The organism is Lysinibacillus sp. 10T31 (assembly GCF_056394365.1).
On sequence record NZ_JBFTHS010000026.1, the window covers coordinates 59642 to 72249 of the forward strand.

The following is a 12608-nucleotide window of genomic DNA, read 5'->3' on the forward strand; positions in this document are numbered from 1 at the left end:
TTTATTACGTAGGTGACGGGATGAATCAGGAGATTTTCGAAAAAAACTATACAATGTCATCGCTGCACAAAGCTATTAAAGTGTTAAAAGCTTTCTCAAAAGATGAACCTAGCCTTTCCCTAACTGAGTTAAGTAAAAAAACAGGGATCAGCATTTCCAGTTTACAACGCTTCGTTTCTACCTTTGTGTACGAAGGCTTTCTTCACAAAGATGAGCGTACTAAGCGCTATCAATTAGGTCATTCACTTCTGTATTTAGGTAATTTAGTAAAAGAAGAATCAAGTCTTATTATTGTCGCAGAACCTATTTTAAAAAAGCTAAACGAAGAAATCGGCGAAAGTGTTTCCATGAATATTATTGATGGAGTGGAGAGACGATGTATTTTAAACTATGATTCAACATACCCACTTTCAACGAAAATGTTTGTAGGTGACACCTCTCCCCTTTATGCAGGTGCATCATCTAAAATATTGCTCGCATTTATGCCAAATGTTGAAGAATATGTAGAGAATATAAGTTTTGAACGTATCACTGATAATACTATACTTTCAAAAGAGCAGCTGTTAGCGGAATTAAAGCATACCCGTTTACAACGGTTTGCGAAAAGTAATAGCGAACGTGTGCGTGGAGCATGCTCTATATCTGCACCGATTTTAAATGCTTCCAACCAAATAATTGCATCAGTGTCACTCGTTATACCAGAGGTACGCTATAGTGACTATGATGAAAGTTTATTAATTAAAACTATTCAAGGCGTTGCGTTAGAAATCGAAAAGCAATTGTATTGATTGAAACAAAGAATACACCCGAACAGGTTCACTTTTAAAGTGCCCTCTATTCGGGTGTATTACTTTAATTATTTGACTCATCACCAAAATTGTGGACGACATTTGTTAAAAATATGCCTTTGTTATAAGTTGATTGGAGTGGAGACTGGGCGACTCCTTGGGGATTAGCAATAGAGGAACGAAGGCTAAGACCATCACATCCTGTGATAACGCCTTCGTGACCAACATCGTGTTGGCCCGAGACCCTGGAGCGAGTGAAGCGGCTCATCAGACGCCCCCAGGAAGCTTTGCTCTGTGCGAAAGCGAAGCGACAGCAATTGTTTTATCTGTGCGAAAGCGTAGCGACAGCAACAACAAAGCGCCCAGTCGGAACGGAAATCAAACCCATATTACGATTAATAGCTAATTATTTACCAATCTTAAGAAATCATGCCAATGATTTAAGCGTGGCAATTCAACATGCTTGTTATAGGATTGATTTTTTAAAATTACTTTTGTATTCACATCTTGCAGTGTTTCTAATACAGCTGGTTTATCATCTACATAAACATCTAAAGCTAGATCTTTGATGATCGCCACTTTCTCTGTATCCTGCATTCCGCAGAAAAAGTGACCTTCTGTGATTGGAAATCCTTGTGCTTTCATCCATGCTTGTGTTCGCTCACAATACCGTTTAGGACGTGAAGTAATATAATAAATATCATGCCCCTGATGTGCCAAAGCTTGAAGCGTCTCAAGTGCTCCCTCAAAAGAAGGACAATCCGTAAAATAAATGTCCTCTAATGAACTATTCCACATCGCCGCTCCTTCAGCATCTGTTAAACCAAAAGGTTCATGAATTTCAACTCTTTGCAAAGCTTGAAATACTTCTAGTGCAACATTTTTACCAAGTTTTTTATTATAGAGCGCAAAGGCGTGTGCTCGTAAATCTATGAGTGTATCATCTATATCAAAGCCAAATTTCATGTTGTTTTTCTTCCCTTCAAGAAGCCTTGTTGATGAAGTTAGTCGCGAATGTTTGCTCTTTTTCAATTTGCTTCGCTAATACTTCTTCAATAGCATGCTCGCGCATTTGTTGAAAATCGTGTACGTTAAAATGAACAAGCGTATCTTTATTTAATAAAGACGCAAGACAATCTGCATCTTTTAGGGCACTATTGAGGCCAAATGCTCCGGTTGGTGTCATCGTGTGAACAGCATCCCCTACTAGCACAAGCCCCTTTGTCCCCCAGCAATCACAATGACTACTGAATACATCAAGCAAGACAAAATCTTGCCAAGATCTGATATGTTCGTTTACAGTATCAGATAGTTCCGGGAATTGTTCTAAAAGCTGTTGGATAAATGGTGTAAATTCTTTTTTTCTGAGCTTAGGAAAGCTTCCTTGTTCAATGTTCCAGCCGATTTGAATGAACCCACCAACTTGCGTAAATAAGGATAGCTGTTTATCACCTATTAATGCCATTTTAATCGATGGCTCCCATCCTTGAGGGGCAGGAATTTTTGCCCACAATAAATCAAAGCCATGTTTATGCTTTTGAATCTCAATGTGCGCTTGCTTACGAATAGTAGAGTAACGACCGTCAGCACCGATAATTAATTGACTACTAATTTCAATGATTTCCCCATCCCTTGATGCAATGACACCCGTATATCTGCCAAAAGAATCAACTATGAGCTTCGTCACCTTCGTATTTAGGAAACAAAAAAAGTGCTGAAAATGCTGCGTTTCTTGTATTATTCCCTTTAATAGATTTGCTTGGGGTACATGAATTCCTAAATGCCCTACAGCTTCATCGGGGAAAATAGTTTTTATTGCTCTACCGTCTGCGTAATATTCAAGCTTTCCCATACGTAATAAACCGAGCGCTTCAACTGCTTCAAAAAGCTGGTGACTTTTTAAAACAGCCTCACCCTCTTCATTTAAATGCTCACCGCGAAATGCCTGCCCAAGTGCTGCGTTTTGTTCCAGTAGAATCACGGAAAGACCTTTTTTCGCTAGTAAATGCGAAAGAAGTGCTCCACCTGGCCCAGCCCCTACGATACAAACATCTGCTTGATATTTCACTTTTCTTCACCTAACTTTGGATAAGCAATAATACGTAAATCTTGCCCAACCTGCTCAAACGAAGCAAATTCTACATCCCATGCTTCATCCATAGTAGATGGATTTTGACCAGCAATAGGTGTTAATGATAAACGACCACCGAGAATTTTTGGCGCTATATAAATCACATATTTGTTAATAGCACCTTGCTGTAAAAATGAAGAGTTGATCGTACTTCCACCCTCTACTAAAATATCCGTAATGCCATATTGATATAGTTTTTCAAGCATATCATCCACAACAAGCCCCTCAGATTCATGTCGAACTGGCAATACAGTTACGCCTTTTTCCTCAAATGCTGTTATTTTTTCTTGACTGGCATTCTCACTACATACAATAATTGTTTTCGCTTCTTCTACATTCAGAACATTGGCATGAGCTGGTGTACGAAGGGAGCTATCCATAATAATGCGCACTGGATTTTTTCCGTAATCTTCTTTTAATCTTGTCGTTAATGATGGGTTATCAGCTAAAACAGTACCAACACCAACTAAAATACCATCCACCTCATGACGAATACGGTGAACATCCTCACGTGCTGCCTCACCAGTTACCCACTTGGAATGTCCTGTATGGGTAGCTATTTTTCCATCTAAAGTCATCGCGTATTTTGAAATTATAAATGGACGTTTTGTTAGCATATTATGAATAAAACGTTCATTTAAACGGCGAGCTTGAGCTTCTAAAATTCCTACCTCCACCTCAATACCCGCATCTCGTAACAATTGAATACCACGTCCTGCAACTGCAGGATTGGGATCTTGCATGGCTACAACCACACGACTAACTGCTGATTCCTTCACTAAATTTGCACAAGGAGGTGTTTTCCCATAATGCGAACATGGCTCAAGAGTTACATAAAGTGTCGAGCCTTTAGCATGTTCTCCAGCCATACGGAATGCATGCACCTCTGCATGTGGTTCCCCTGCTTTTCTGTGTAAACCTGTTCCTACAATTACACCATCTTTGACGATTACAGCCCCGACTAGTGGATTAGGATTTGTATTTCCTTTTGCACTAGCGGCTAAATCAAGTGCTAACTGCATATATTTTTCATCTGTTGTCATCTTCGTTCCTCCACTCACTTCTCTTCACGCAAATGTCCAGATTTCTCTACTTTCGTATCTAAATAAAAACGATTAGTCTCCGTTAATCCTCCCCATAATGGGACATGTCCTTCTGCAGCTAAACCATGTGCCTGTAGTGCAGCAAGCTTCTTCGGATTATTAGTAATAAGTGTAACTGGCTTTGATCGAAGTGCAGCTAACACAGTAATGGCCTCTTCATAAGAACGAGTATCGTCTGGGAAGCCAAGAGCATGGTTTGCTTCAACCGTATCTAACCCCTCTTCTTGTAATAAATAAGCAAGAGATTTCGAGAATAATCCGATGCCACGACCTTCATGATCAGCTAAGTAGAAAATGGCCCCACAGCCATGCTCCACAATCATTTTCATCGATTCATGTAATTGATAACCACAGTCACAGCGTTGGCTTCCAAAAATATCACCTGTATGACAAATACTATGCATGCGAATTAAAGCATCCTCTGCATGTGTAAAATCTCCATAAACAAGCACTGATGACTGTTGTAAAAAAGCTAAGTTTGCAGATGCTAACCCATCAATAATTTCCTCTTTTGACTGATTGGCACCTACTTTTAACCAGTTATACCATTGAAATGTCGCTAAAAATTCACCCTGTTTTACCGGTAATTTCACTGGACCAACTAGGCAAATACTTTCAGTTTCTGAATGCTTCACGATCGTCATTTTGTCTTTCACTATATCCAAAACTTTAGTAGTAATTGTCATATTTTCTCCAACCTTCTATTGTTAACAGCTAGCTAGACCTACTAACTGAGCACTTGTATTTTCACATCACTTACATAACGTAACTTAGTTTATAATAATAACTAACAACTGTCAAACTTCAACTTCTATTCTATTTAAAAATTTAATAAGAAACCAAAACTGCTATATTACGTTTTTATCATATACTAATAGCTTATGGAGATGCTATTTTTTCTGTGCAGGCTAGTCTATAATAAGCTGAGGGAACTGTAATGACGAAAGGAAGTTTAGAATGCAATTAGAAAAAAATGTGCAGGTGAAACAGCCAAAATACCAGCAAATTGCTGTCGATCTAGCCTCAAAAATCGTGGAAAGAAAATATCGAATTGGCGATAAAATTTACGCAAGATCATCTCTAGCAAGCCAATACAATGTCTCATCGGAAACTGCGAGAAGAGCGATTGCTGTTTTGCAAGACTTGGAAATTGTGGAGGCCACTAAAGGTAGTGGAGTTATTATCATCTCATATGAAAAGGCTGCACATTTTGTCCGCCAATTCCATGATGTTCAATCAGTCCATGAACTACAACATGAGCTTATGTCTAGTATTCAAAAGCAGCACCAAGAATTAATAAATCTACAGGATAAGACCAAACAACTTATTAGTCGAACTGAACATTTCAGATCCGTCAATCCGTTTATTCCTTATCAATTAGAGATGACAGTTGAAAGCCCTTGTATCAACCAAACAGTACAGGAATTGAATTTTTGGCAAAATACATCTAGTACGATTGTCGGAATTCGTCGTCAAAATGAATTATTACTATCACCTGGTCCATATGTGTCTTTGGAAGAAGGAGATATCATTTACTTTATCGGAAATGATGGAAGTTTCGCTCGAGTTCAGAGCTTTTTATATCCAAATTAAAATCCGCTTAAACGCTGATATAACAGCGTTTAAGCGGATTTTTTCTGTTTTGTCGATTTGACAAAAGTAACAACTCTTTGTTAGGGTTAAGTTGTTACTTGTTTATATTTGGGTATCATTATCCTCAAATAGTATTTATCTTCATTCAGTGTGTGTTCACACACCTACTGAAATAGAGGGCCTCAGCCTAAGAAAGCCACGTCTAGTGGCAATTCATCTGTGCGTAAGTGAAGCAACACCCATTACGCCAAGGCGAAATTGATCTACGAAAGGAGTGGTTCTATTGGAAAAAATAAAAGTGGAACATGTTTCTAAAGTTTTCGGGAAACATATTCCCCAAGCCTTAGAACTCGTCAAGCAACAAAAAAGCAAGACTGATATCTTAAAAGAAACAGGTGCAACAGTTGGTGTATACGATGCAAGTTTTACCGTAAATGAAGGTGAAATCTTCGTTATCATGGGATTATCAGGAAGTGGAAAGTCGACACTGATTCGGCTTTTAAACCGTCTCATAGAGCCTACAAGTGGGAATATTTACATCGATGGAGAAAACATTTCTAAAATGGGCAAAGAGAGTTTACGTAATGTAAGAAGAAACAAAATGAGTATGGTCTTTCAAAACTTCGGTTTATTCCCCCATCGTACACTTCTTCAAAACACAGAATACGGCCTTGAAATCAGAGGCATCTCAAAAGAAGAACGGCAAGCAAAAGCAGAGCAGGCTCTCGACAATGCAGGCTTACTTGCTTATAAGGACCAATATCCTAGTCAATTATCAGGAGGTATGCAACAGCGCGTTGGATTAGCACGTGCACTTGCAAATGACCCAGAAATATTACTAATGGATGAGGCTTTTTCTGCACTCGATCCATTAATTCGAAAAGAAATGCAAGATGAGTTACTCGATTTACAAAGCACATTGAAAAAAACAATTTTATTTATTACCCACGATTTGAATGAAGCATTACGTATTGGTGATCGTATCGCCATTATGAAAGATGGTTCAATCATTCAAATTGGTACTGGAGAAGAAATTTTAACAAATCCTGCAAATGATTATGTTAAAACTTTCGTAGAAGACGTTGATCGCTCTAAAGTATTAACTGCTGAAAATGCTATGGTTCGACCTGTATCTGTCAATGTAGATGTAGATGGACCGACCGTAGCACTTAAAAGAATGCGCGAAGAAACGGTTAGTTTACTAATGGCTGTTGACAAAAATCGACATTTGAAAGGCTATATTACTGCTGACGACGCACGGGCTGCAGCTAAAAGACAAGAACAAACGGTACATTCAATTGTTCAATCAGATATGTTAACCGTTCCACCAGATATGCTTTTACAGGATATATTAGGTTTGATTCATAATTGTCCTACTCCGATTGCAGTTGTAAAAGATGAGCGCTTGCTTGGTGTTCTTATCCGGGGCGTTGTCATCGAAGCACTTTCAACTAGCGATGAGGAGGCAGTTGCACATGAATAATTTTTTAGACAATATTCCAGTTATACCACTGGGACCATGGGTAGAATCAGTTATGGACTGGTTGACGAGTAATTTTTCAGTGTTTTTTAACTTGATTCAAAAAAATGGAAAACTACTCATGAATCAGGTCACTGATTTATTAGTGAGCATTCCCCCGATTATTCTTATTTTACTTGTTGTCATTTTTGCCTTTTTCGTTACCGGCAAAAAATTCGGGCTCGCAACGTTTTCATTACTTGGTTTGTTATTTATTTATAATCAAGGCTTATGGACACATCTTATGGAAACAACGACGCTCGTGCTCTTCTCAAGTATCATCTCGATCATTTTAGGTGTTCCTCTTGGTATTCTAATGTCCAAGTCAACTGTAGCAGAAAATGTGATTAAGCCGATACTCGATTTCATGCAAACAATGCCTGGCTTCGTGTACTTGATTCCTGCCGTTGCCTTCTTTGGTATTGGGATAGTACCTGGCGTATTTGCATCCGTTATTTTTGCCTTACCACCAACTGTACGTATGACGAACCTAGGAATTCGCCAAGTACCAAAAGAATTAGTAGAAGCTGCGGATTCATATGGTAGTACTTCAAATCAAAAACTCTTTAAAGTAGAAATCCCACTTGCGAAATCAACTATAATGGCGGGGATTAACCAGACTGTTATGCTATCACTGTCAATGGTTGTAACTGCCTCAATGATCGGTGCACCTGGTCTAGGACGCGAAGTATTAACTGCACTACAACGTACACAGGTTGGAAATGGTTTTGTTGCAGGTTTAGGTCTAGTAATTTTCGCCATTGTAATAGACCGCTTAACGCAAAGTTTTAATAAGAAGAAAGCCGTATAGAAAAAGAGGCAATTGATTAACGCAAATCTTAGTTCTTCACTTTCACTGCTGAGATTTACTTTTTGTAGTTTTGATATAAAACTATTAATATGGAAAGGAAGATTCGATGAAACTGAAAACATTAACTAAAATAGGAATGGCTTTAGGGCTTGGCTTTTTGCTAGCCGCATGTAGTGGTGATGATTCAAGTAAGAGTAGTGGTAACTCAAAGGACGTCAATCTAGCCTACGTTGAATGGGATACAGAAATTGCTTCAACTAATGTAGTTGGTCAGGTGCTAGAGGATTTAGGCTACAATGTAACATTAACACCTCTTGATAATGCAATTATGTGGGAGGCTGTTTCAAAAGGTGAAGCAGATGGTATGGTCGCTGCATGGTTACCAAATACTCATGCCCCACAGTACGAAAAATATAAGAACGACCTTGATGAGCTAGGTGAAAACCTTACTGGTGCCAAAATAGGTCTAGTAGTACCAAGCTATATGGACGTAAATTCGATTGAGGATTTAAAAAAGCAAGCAGATCACACAATTACGGGTATTGAGCCTGGCGCTGGGATCACAGCAGCTACAGAAAAAGCTTTAGATGAATATGATAATTTAACAGATTGGAATCTATTAACTTCTTCTTCTGGTGCTATGACAACTTCTCTTGCTAAAGCAATTAAAAATAAGGAAGACATTATCGTAACAGGCTGGTCTCCTCATTGGATGTTCGCTAAATATGATCTTAAATACTTAGAAGATCCAAAAGGCGTTTATGGTGGCGAAGAAACGATTAACACATTCGCTCGTAAAGGTTTAAAAGAAGATCAACCAGATGTCTATTCTGTACTAGATAATTTCCACTGGACATCAGAAGACTTAGAGAGTGTTATGCTAGAAATTATGGATGGCAAAGACCCAAAACAAGCTGCTAAAGATTGGGTAGAAGCCAATGCAGACAAAGTTGCTGAATGGACGAAGGATGTAAAAAAATAATTTTTAATAATTGACGGACAACTGACTAGTGGTTGTCTGTCTTTTTTTCAAGACAAAAAACATTATTTAATGTCGCTATATAAAATAACTACGCCGTAAAATACGAATAATTAACGTCTACTTAGAAAATTTCAAGGTCTCCTAAACACTAATTATATATATCCTTATTTTAACAAATATTACATAATATATGAATACTTATTTATTTCTCTTTAAAGCAATTTTTGAGTAAAAAACTCTTAACCTATTGTTGATTATGATAATAAAAAAGCCACCCAGCAACGATTAGACCGATACCAGATGACTATTTAATCTTGCTAGGATAATAACTTCAAAAATATCGCTGCTCCTAAAACAAGAATAATGCAAACAATACGTCTCCAATCCTTGGATTCATTGAAAAACAACATTCCAAGTAAAGCGCCACCTGCCGCTCCAATGCCTGTCCAAATTGCATAGGCTGTACCCATCGGTAATGTTTCCATGGCATATGCAAGGCCAGCAAAACTCAAGGTAAACGCAAAAATCAATAACACTAAATTTTTAATACTTTTAGCATTATTATATTTACTAATCATATAAACACCCATCATCTCACATAGCCCCGCGACTACTAATGCAAACCATGCCATTATTCATTCACCCCTTTTTCTTTAGGCTCCCCTGTCACAAGCTTTAAACCGATGACGCCTGCAAGTAAAACGACAACACATAAAATTTTAGCTAATTTCCATGGCTCTCCAAATAATAAACTATCAGCACATACAGTACCCGCTGTCCCCAAACCTACGAATACTGCATAGACAGTTCCGACTGGTAAACTTTCTCCAGCCTTAATTAGTAAATAAAAGCTAACAAAAATTGCAATTGCGGTACCCATCCATTCGAGTGCATTCCCTGCATGCTTTAAGCCAATAACCCAGCCGACTTCAAAAAAAGCAGCAATTACGACACTTAACCATTGTTTGTTCATTGCGAATTCCTCCATTTTATTGTTAAACACATATGCATACTATTATTGGGCAGTTCTTTTAGACGGTTTCCCGACCTACCCGATCACTTATTCGGCTTACCCGAGCAGTTTCACGATCTTCCCGATCACTTCTTCGGCTTACCCGAGCAGTTTCCCGACTTACCTGATCACTTCTTCGGCTTACCTGATCAGTTTCCCGAGCCACCTGAACACTTATTCGGCTTACCCGAGCAGTTTCACGACCTACCTGATCACTTCTTCGGCTTACCCGAGCGGTTTCCCGACATACCTGATCACTTCTCGGCTTAACCGAGCAGTTTCACAACCTACCTGATCACTTCTTCGGCTTACCTGATCAGTTCGGAGACCTAAACCCTGATTGGAGCTTTTCTTCAACTTCCCCCCACAGTAGCCAAATTAAAAAAGCCTAAGGAACACTGCTGTAAACAGTATCTCCCAGGCTTTTATCCTTCCGTGTCACAAAAATCAATTTGTGGTTTTCTCTCGGACCAGACTAGCTTTGCTACGGAACCCTAGAAAACTATCATATATGTTGTGATACTAGTATAGCAAACTATTCAATCATTTTCTACTCGTACATAACCAACTTTTTCAACTAGTGCTTGCCCCTCATCTGATACAATCCAGTCGATAAACTTTTTTACATTAGGATTATTTGTTCCTGCTGTAACAGCATAAAATTCAGATACGAGTGGGTATGTACCATTACGAATATTTTCCTTTGTGGGCGCAATCCCATCGATGGACAATAATTTAATTTCTTTGTTATTCACCATTTCTGTTGAGTAAAATCTAAACGTGTAGCCAATGGCATTTTTATAATTACGATATTGTGATACCTCATGAATAATACCACCCATACCTGTTGCAACATTTTCAGCAGGCGCTTCCATGATTGGTGTATCTCCCATCATTCTTTCCAGTGCTGTTTGGCTTCCGCTATCTGCTGGGCGTTGAAAGGCACGAATAGCAACATTTTCACCACCGACTTCATGCCAATTCATAATTTTTCCAGCGTATATTTCTTTAAACTGCTCCAGTGATAAATTTTCTACACTGTTTTTATGATTGACGAAAAAGACAAATGCCTCTCGTCCAATAGGGGTCATGTCAAATGTAAGACCTTTTATCTCAGCTTGCTTCTTTTGAGATTCAGATGGTGCTGCTACAAAAATCAGGTCAACATCTCCTGAAATCAAATTTTGATAAGCCTCAGGTGTACGACTCACCATAACTCTACTTCTATCATATGGATAGTAATCCTTTGGATATGTTGCTTCTACAAAGGCAGCATACAGTGGATACATCGCCGTCGCCCCATCTAAGCGTGGTAGTGACTCAACTAATTGCAATGAAGCCTTTGTATCTGACTTTACTACTTTATTTTGCTCTGTAAATGGTTGATAAACTGTCACATCAATTTCTGCATCAACAGTTGGAATACTCATTTTGTAGTAATGTTGAATAGGCTTAATCGAGGCAAACAACAACGCAATGCCCATTACTCCAGCTAACCATATCTTACGTTTTGTTGTTGTCAACCAATCAAAAATTAAACAAACAAATAGAACAAATAAACATATCGGAACGGTAAAGAGTAGTCCTCTAAAATGTAGCGCACCACTAATAATTACATACAACGCAACTACTCCTGTGAAAAAAAATAATCCAATTAGTACAAAAAGAGACTGTAGCACTTTCATAATCATCGGCTCCACCTCCAAAAATGTAATATTATACTAACTATTTAATAATAGGTTATTTCCGGAAGATAAAACAACTATGTATTCTGAAAATTATGTTAAAATAAAACGTAGTATTGCAAGGAGGTATTACATATGGCAATTGAAAAAGTACGTGAACATTTAGCACAATGGAATGTGGAGCACAAAATACAGGAGCTTAACGAAAGCTCAGCAACCGTCGAACTAGCGGCACAGGCACTCGGGTGCGAGCCTGAGCGCATTGCGAAATCCTTATCGTTTCTCGTGAACGATGGAGCGATATTAATTGTTGCTGCAGGCGATGCCAAAGTCGATAATGCAAAATTTAAAGCAGCCTTTGGTACAAAGGCAAAAATGCTTGGAAAAGATGAAGTACTTGAAAAGATTGGACATGAGGTAGGAGGTGTTTGTCCTTTTGGCGTGAATGAGGGTGTTGCTATTTATTTGGATGAATCACTAAAACGCTTCACAACAGTATTCCCTGCATGTGGCAGTAGCAACTCCGCCATTGAGCTTACTATTTCTGAACTAGAAACCTATACTCCATATCAAGAATGGATTGACGTCTGCAAAGGCTGGAACGAGTAACATAATTATCGGCGGAACTTTATAAAAAGTCTCGCCGATTTTCACCTTTATCAAGCAATGTTTTTCAAAGCGAAGCATATCTTTAGTAATGTTCAAGGTTTATATAGTTGTTTCATTCTAATAACAGAAAAAGCCTTACTACATTTGAATTGAGGTATTTTACTTTTTTTTGCAGAATATCGCGTTTGAGACTCCCACCCCTAAAGGGACAAGCTGACTAATGTCWGTGGGATTCCTGAGTAACTATGCGTTCGCAGTCCATTTCTGTTTTGAACAGTTCTCAAGATTGGGGTATCCCATTACCCCTCCCTATCCAGTGCATATAGCAGATAGGGCTACACTACTGTTACCATAGCGTATAGTTGGTTTCGTCCG

At 38.6% G+C, this 12608-nt stretch carries 14 protein-coding genes and 1 riboswitch; of the genes, 7 read left to right on the forward strand and 7 right to left on the reverse strand.

The genetic code is table 11. The features are described 5' to 3' along the window. Positions 1-20 precede the first annotated feature (20 nt). Together AC1DCY_RS16090 and AC1DCY_RS16095 are read left to right on the forward strand one after the other, a co-directional pair. Positions 21-788, forward strand: coding sequence for an IclR family transcriptional regulator (locus AC1DCY_RS16090; protein ID WP_477351704.1), 768 nt, complete (start codon positions 21-23; stop codon positions 786-788). A gap of 157 nt (positions 789-945) precedes the next feature. Next, complete coding sequence (locus AC1DCY_RS16095; protein WP_477351706.1) at positions 946-1194, forward strand: hypothetical protein; 249 nt, start codon at positions 946-948, stop codon at positions 1192-1194. Here AC1DCY_RS16095 and AC1DCY_RS16100 read toward each other — a convergent pair. From AC1DCY_RS16100 to AC1DCY_RS16115, 4 genes are read right to left on the reverse strand one after another with little or no spacing between them, the layout of a single operon-like run. After that, on the reverse strand, positions 1191-1754 hold the full coding sequence (locus tag AC1DCY_RS16100; RefSeq protein WP_477351708.1) for a 5' nucleotidase, NT5C type: 564 nt from the start codon (positions 1752-1754) through the stop codon (positions 1191-1193). The genes AC1DCY_RS16095 and AC1DCY_RS16100 overlap by 4 nt on opposite strands. A gap of 16 nt (positions 1755-1770) precedes the next feature. Next, positions 1771-2856, reverse strand: a complete 1086-nt coding sequence (locus AC1DCY_RS16105) for an FAD-dependent monooxygenase (protein WP_477351710.1) — start codon at positions 2854-2856, stop codon at positions 1771-1773. Then, positions 2853-3962: a bifunctional diaminohydroxyphosphoribosylaminopyrimidine deaminase/5-amino-6-(5-phosphoribosylamino)uracil reductase RibD gene (gene ribD / locus AC1DCY_RS16110; protein ID WP_477351712.1), complete on the reverse strand. Its 1110-nt coding sequence runs from the start codon at positions 3960-3962 to the stop codon at positions 2853-2855. The genes AC1DCY_RS16105 and ribD overlap by 4 nt, the downstream gene beginning before the upstream one ends. Positions 3963-3976: 14 nt before the next feature. Then, positions 3977-4708, reverse strand: coding sequence for a GTP cyclohydrolase II (locus AC1DCY_RS16115; protein WP_477351714.1), 732 nt, complete (start codon positions 4706-4708; stop codon positions 3977-3979). 271 nt (positions 4709-4979) lie between these two features. On the opposite strand from AC1DCY_RS16115, the gene AC1DCY_RS16120 reads away from it, so the two are divergent. The 4 genes from AC1DCY_RS16120 to AC1DCY_RS16135 all read left to right on the forward strand — a co-directional run bounded on the left by AC1DCY_RS16120 (position 4980) and on the right by AC1DCY_RS16135 (position 8927). Beyond that, on the forward strand, positions 4980-5615 hold the full coding sequence (locus AC1DCY_RS16120) for a cation:proton antiporter regulatory subunit (protein WP_477351715.1): 636 nt from the start codon (positions 4980-4982) through the stop codon (positions 5613-5615). Positions 5616-5898: 283 nt separating this feature from the next. Further along, on the forward strand, positions 5899-7098 hold the full coding sequence (locus AC1DCY_RS16125) for a quaternary amine ABC transporter ATP-binding protein (protein ID WP_477351717.1): 1200 nt from the start codon (positions 5899-5901) through the stop codon (positions 7096-7098). Continuing rightward, entirely contained in the window at positions 7091-7945 is an 855-nt protein-coding gene (locus AC1DCY_RS16130; protein WP_477351720.1) for an ABC transporter permease, read from the forward strand. Before AC1DCY_RS16125 ends, AC1DCY_RS16130 begins: the two co-directional genes overlap by 8 nt. Before the next feature lie 106 nt (positions 7946-8051). Further along, on the forward strand, positions 8052-8927 hold the full coding sequence (locus AC1DCY_RS16135; RefSeq protein WP_477351722.1) for a glycine betaine ABC transporter substrate-binding protein: 876 nt from the start codon (positions 8052-8054) through the stop codon (positions 8925-8927). A 317-nt stretch (positions 8928-9244) separates the two neighbouring features. Here AC1DCY_RS16135 and AC1DCY_RS16140 read toward each other — a convergent pair whose 3' ends face one another. The 3 genes from AC1DCY_RS16140 to AC1DCY_RS16150 form a co-directional block, all read right to left on the reverse strand. After that, positions 9245-9559 (reverse strand): DMT family transporter, encoded by a 315-nt coding sequence (locus tag AC1DCY_RS16140; RefSeq protein ID WP_477351724.1) that lies wholly within the window; start codon positions 9557-9559, stop codon positions 9245-9247. Beyond that, positions 9559-9900: a DMT family transporter gene (locus AC1DCY_RS16145; protein WP_477351726.1), complete on the reverse strand. Its 342-nt coding sequence runs from the start codon at positions 9898-9900 to the stop codon at positions 9559-9561. The genes AC1DCY_RS16140 and AC1DCY_RS16145 overlap by 1 nt, the downstream gene beginning before the upstream one ends. Positions 9901-10351: 451 nt before the next feature. After that, positions 10352-10448, reverse strand: a riboswitch (guanidine-I (ykkC/yxkD leader). A gap of 30 nt (positions 10449-10478) precedes the next feature. Next, positions 10479-11630, reverse strand: a complete 1152-nt coding sequence (locus AC1DCY_RS16150) for a PstS family phosphate ABC transporter substrate-binding protein (RefSeq protein WP_477351728.1) — start codon at positions 11628-11630, stop codon at positions 10479-10481. Between the two features lie 129 nt (positions 11631-11759). Between AC1DCY_RS16150 and AC1DCY_RS16155 the strand changes: the two genes are divergently transcribed. Next, positions 11760-12233 carry a YbaK/EbsC family protein gene (locus AC1DCY_RS16155; protein ID WP_477351730.1) on the forward strand — a complete coding sequence of 158 codons (474 nt, stop codon included), beginning with the start codon at positions 11760-11762 and terminating at the stop codon, positions 12231-12233. The last annotated feature ends 375 nt before the right edge of the window (positions 12234-12608 follow it).

Excerpts from the sequence above, each read along its gene's own strand:
- AC1DCY_RS16090 (WP_477351704.1), top strand. The coding sequence starts at position 21 with ATGAATCAGGAGATTTTCGAAAAAAACTATACAATGTCATCGCTGCAC.
- AC1DCY_RS16100 (WP_477351708.1), bottom strand. The coding sequence starts at position 1,754 with ATGAAATTTGGCTTTGATATAGATGATACACTCATAGATTTACGAGCA.
- ribD (WP_477351712.1), bottom strand. The coding sequence starts at position 3,962 with ATGACAACAGATGAAAAATATATGCAGTTAGCACTTGATTTAGCCGCT.
- AC1DCY_RS16115 (WP_477351714.1), bottom strand. The coding sequence starts at position 4,708 with ATGACAATTACTACTAAAGTTTTGGATATAGTGAAAGACAAAATGACG.
- AC1DCY_RS16120 (WP_477351715.1), top strand. The coding sequence starts at position 4,980 with ATGCAATTAGAAAAAAATGTGCAGGTGAAACAGCCAAAATACCAGCAA.
- AC1DCY_RS16130 (WP_477351720.1), top strand. The coding sequence starts at position 7,091 with ATGAATAATTTTTTAGACAATATTCCAGTTATACCACTGGGACCATGG.
- AC1DCY_RS16135 (WP_477351722.1), top strand. The coding sequence starts at position 8,052 with ATGAAACTGAAAACATTAACTAAAATAGGAATGGCTTTAGGGCTTGGC.
- AC1DCY_RS16140 (WP_477351724.1), bottom strand. The coding sequence starts at position 9,559 with ATGGCATGGTTTGCATTAGTAGTCGCGGGGCTATGTGAGATGATGGGT.
- AC1DCY_RS16145 (WP_477351726.1), bottom strand. The coding sequence starts at position 9,900 with ATGAACAAACAATGGTTAAGTGTCGTAATTGCTGCTTTTTTTGAAGTC.
- AC1DCY_RS16150 (WP_477351728.1), bottom strand. The coding sequence starts at position 11,630 with ATGATTATGAAAGTGCTACAGTCTCTTTTTGTACTAATTGGATTATTT.
- AC1DCY_RS16155 (WP_477351730.1), top strand. The coding sequence starts at position 11,760 with ATGGCAATTGAAAAAGTACGTGAACATTTAGCACAATGGAATGTGGAG.